This window comes from Halomonas lysinitropha, assembly GCF_902500215.1.
GTDB lineage: Bacteria > Pseudomonadota > Gammaproteobacteria > Pseudomonadales > Halomonadaceae > Halomonas > Halomonas lysinitropha.
The window spans coordinates 1-3,173 of sequence record NZ_CABVOU010000044.1; the positions used below are offsets into that span (position 1 = coordinate 1).

Genomic DNA, 3,173 nt, shown 5'->3' on the forward strand with positions numbered 1-3,173 from the left:
GGAGCCTATCTCTCGTTTGATCGGCTCTGCGCTGAGGTCCATCGCCTGCTCGGGGACTATGGCACGGGACGCACGATTAATTATGCATAATCACTTATCCATACATTGTTGAATGTAAAAGACGAGCCGGCTCGGGTAGAATAGGCCCATCGAACAGAACGCTGGAGAGCCCAACTTCATGGCCAGACGCACGAAGGCCGAGGCCGCCGCCACTCGGGAAGCCCTGCTGGATGCCGCCGAGGAGGTCTTCCTCGAGAAGGGCGTGGCCCGCACCTCCCTGGAACAGATCGCTCGTCACGCCGACATGACCCGTGGTGCCCTCTACTGGCACTTCCGCAACAAGGCGGACCTCTTCCAGGCAATGCTGCAGCGTGTCCGCATGCCCTTCCAGGAGCTGGTAGAGGAGATCGGCGACCCGAGCCTCGTCGAGCGTCCCCTCGAGGCGATCCGCCTGGCCTGCCTGAAGGGCTTCGAGCGTCTCGAGCAGCCCCGCTATCGGCGCGTGCATGCCATTCTCATCCATCACTGCGAGGTCTTCGGCGACATCGACCCGCTGGCCATGCAGAACGAGATGGCCGACGAGGCCTGCGGCGCGCTGATCGACTATTTCGGCTGTGCGGCTCGACTGGGCCACCTGCGTGCGGGACTCAGCCCGGAGGTGGCCGCTGAACTGACGCAGGCCATGCTCGGCGGGCTGTTTCACGACTGGCTGCGCAACCACGAGCGCTTCTCGATCCTCGAACGCGGCACGGTGCTGCTCGACACCCAGCTCGAGCTGATGGGCGCCTCATCCTCAGAGTAATTCCGCGGCCCCGCTCTGCCCCTCGCCGTGCCTCTGCTGCAGACGCAACCGGCTGAGATGAGCTCTCGCCTCGCGGTACTCGGTCTCCGGCACGCTGCGGTAGGCGTCCTCCTCGGTCACGTACTTGACCAGCACCCGACATTCGCCGAGATGCGGCAGGTTGCCGGGCTTGCCGTGCAGGCGCACCTGCCATTCCGGATCGTCGACCAGTACCGCCGAGGACCAGCCGTCGGCATCGGCGTCTTCCTTCACCTCCACCTTCTCGCCAAGCAGGCAGCGACGCTGCTGCGGGGCATGGCGATGGAACCAGCGATGCAGGGCATGGCACAGCGCCGCGGCCAGCGGCGAAGCGAGCGCGAAGGCCCCCCACAGCACGGCCACCCCCACGGGAATGCGGAACAGCCCCAGTGGCAGCCAGCGCAGAACGGCAAGTTCCACTCCCAGGGTGATAGCCCCCGCCAGCACCAGCAGTACCGTCAGCGCCAAGGAGGCCGGCACCCCGGCAAACCCCAGCGCCACCAGAGTACTGGCCAGGTGGTCGCCCTTGAGGCTGTCACGCTCGAAGCACTCCACCGGCGCCAGGCGCAGTGCCACCAGCAGCCAGTAGAGGGTAGCCAGTGCAAGCAGGACGCTGAACACCACCACCGGAAAACTCAGGGCAATCTGGCGTACGGTTTCCATGCGGTACCTCCCGGCACTACTTAGCCAACGAATGAGAGACTTCCTCTCAGCGTAGACCATCGAGGCTAAGCGTTGGACACCATACTCATGACGTAGGTCTTGATGCTTTCCGCCGGCATCCTGAATCGGGTTGGGAGCAGGCAGGAATGTGTCATGTCGACTGGAGTGTTGCTCGAGACACCCTCGTCTACTCAGGTGCAGATGACTCTCATATCCAAGCCAACCAATGACACCACCCTCGGCGACAGCACCGCCTGGTGTCACGCTGCATGTTTGGCGATCAATAAAACAGGCCGGCCCACAAGATGCGGGTCGGCCCGAGCCGATAGAAGAGACGGACCCACCGGATGGCAGGCCCGCATCTTGGCTTAGAGCAACACGTCAGGGTCGTCGAGACTTACGGATAATGCCTCCGCCGGCGGCTCCGGGCTGAAGTCAACGGTAAAGTCATCCGTCGCGGTGTCCTCGTCGCCATCCTCGAGCGTTGCGGTGAAGTCTAGCGAGAGAGCTCCCGGATCGAATGTATCAAAGGTAGTGAACTCGATGACCGGGATCTTCACGGTGCCAAGCCCCATGGTGAGCTGGACCGCATCGATCTGCTTGTCGCCGCCTTCAATGGTGAACGAGCTGCCTCCGCGGGCCTCCTTGGGCACGTCCATGTCATTTTTGGCGATGGGGGTAGGATCCGTGACCTTCATCGGCTCACCAACGGTTCCATCAGTGTAATAGACGGTGTAGTAGAGTTCCTCCGTCCCCGGGTCGTAGCCCTGCACCGTGCTCGAGATGTAGACCGTCACACTGTCGACGGGCTCCTCCGGGTTGACGACGAAGCTCTCGTCTCCCGAGGTGATCGACGTTCCCTCGAACACGTCGCTGCCACCCTCATCGGCGCCATCGAGGTTGTTGTTGTTGATGCCAATGCCTGACGTGGACACGTTCATCTGCGTGTTTGCGTTGATCAGGTTGGGCAGCGGCAGCAGCGCCTCGATCTCTTCCTCCGTCAGGTCGCCCTCACCGCGCTCGATGAGGTCGAGGATACTGTCATAGACAGGATCCTCATCATCACCGGGAACAGTGAGATCCGACCGGACCGCCGTTGGCACCGCGCCGAAGAAGACGATGTCATCATTGCCATCTTCGTCGCCACCGAACAGCAGGGTCCTCACTGCATCCGGTCCGCCGGCATCCAGCGAGCCATCCGCCGACGACTTTGTGGTTTTCTGGGCCGGCGGGGTATTGAGGATGACAGTGTAGGTGTCGGCATCGGGATCGAACTTCAGCGTGAACTCGACCGGCTGCTCATTGTCTTCGCCGTCGTCCGTGAAGTCGGCCGTGATGGACCCATCGAAGACGTAGTTTCCGTCGCCGTCAGGCGCCGTCACCGTGCCGAGTGAGACGTTCGGCTCAGGATCGACCTCGGTGAAGAACGAGGTTCCGCTCGTGCCGATCCTGTAGCTGTCCAACGTCAGGCTCATCGACTTGAACCCGTCCGCCCCAGGCAAGTCAGACCACGTGCCCTCTGCTCCCGCCTGGAAGGTCCCCGAGGCATCATTCACCGTCACCGCCGGCACATCATCGTCGAAGCTGAAACTGTCGCTGATGTCGACCGTCTCGTCGTCGCTGGCGCTGTCCTCATCGCCATCCGTAATGGTGGCCGAAGCCTTCAGCAGGATGCTGCCGTCGGGCAGGC

Annotated in this window: 3 protein-coding genes; 1 reads left to right on the plus strand and 2 read right to left on the minus strand. The window is 62.6% G+C overall.

The features are described from left to right. Positions 1 to 178: 178 nt before the first annotated feature. On the plus strand, positions 179 to 802 hold the full coding sequence (locus tag HALO32_RS15680; RefSeq protein ID WP_151444833.1) for a TetR family transcriptional regulator: 624 nt from the start codon (positions 179 to 181) through the stop codon (positions 800 to 802). On the opposite strand, the gene HALO32_RS15685 is transcribed toward HALO32_RS15680, so the two are convergent. Together HALO32_RS15685 and HALO32_RS18010 are read right to left on the minus strand one after the other, a co-directional pair. After that, positions 794 to 1,483 carry a hypothetical protein gene (locus HALO32_RS15685; RefSeq protein ID WP_151444834.1) on the minus strand — a complete coding sequence of 230 codons (690 nt, stop codon included), beginning with the start codon at positions 1,481 to 1,483 and terminating at the stop codon, positions 794 to 796. The two genes, HALO32_RS15680 and HALO32_RS15685, sit on opposite strands and share 9 nt — an antisense overlap. Positions 1,484 to 1,851: 368 nt before the next feature. Next, positions 1,852 to 3,173, minus strand: a 1,322-nt coding sequence (locus HALO32_RS18010) for a hypothetical protein (RefSeq protein ID WP_225810096.1), incomplete at its 5' end; no start/stop codon positions are given.

Bases quoted from the DNA above. Each gene is read 5' to 3' on its own strand.
- HALO32_RS15685 (WP_151444834.1), bottom strand. From the start codon at position 1,483: ATGGAAACCGTACGCCAGATTGCCCTGAGTTTTCCGGTGGTGGTGTTC.
- HALO32_RS15680 (WP_151444833.1), top strand. From the start codon at position 179: ATGGCCAGACGCACGAAGGCCGAGGCCGCCGCCACTCGGGAAGCCCTG.